This window comes from Salmonella sp. SAL4457, from assembly GCF_046548235.1.
GTDB classification, from domain to species: domain Bacteria; phylum Pseudomonadota; class Gammaproteobacteria; order Enterobacterales; family Enterobacteriaceae; genus Salmonella; species Salmonella enterica.
In genome coordinates this window covers 1-265 of record NZ_JBGDZO010000635.1, presented here as the reverse complement: position 1 = coordinate 265, position 265 = coordinate 1, and the positions used below count along the sequence as shown (strand labels likewise).

Annotated in this window: 1 protein-coding gene; it reads left to right on the top strand. The window is 66.0% G+C overall.

All coding sequences use genetic code 11. The annotated features are described in order from the left end of the window. Nucleotides 1-265, top strand: a 265-nt coding sequence (locus tag ACLJNW_RS25745; protein ID WP_410961445.1) for a hypothetical protein, incomplete at both ends; no start/stop codon positions are given.

The following is a 265-nucleotide window of genomic DNA, read 5'->3' as shown; positions in this document are numbered from 1 at the left end:
CCTGAGCGACTTGCTGGCGTCGCCGCAGACCCTCGGCGTGGTGGTCAGCCTGGCTTATGCCTTCGGCGCGGTGGCGCAACTGATCATGGGGCGCCTGATCGATCGCCTGAACCTGAAGTTGCCGTTCGTCTTCCTCACCTTCTGCCAGGTGCCGCTGCTGCTGGCCCTGGCCTACGGCCACGGCAGCGCAGTGGTGCTGTTCGGCGCGCTGTTCATGTTCGCGGTGTTCGGCCAGGTGACGGTGAACGATGCGATGGTCGCCCAC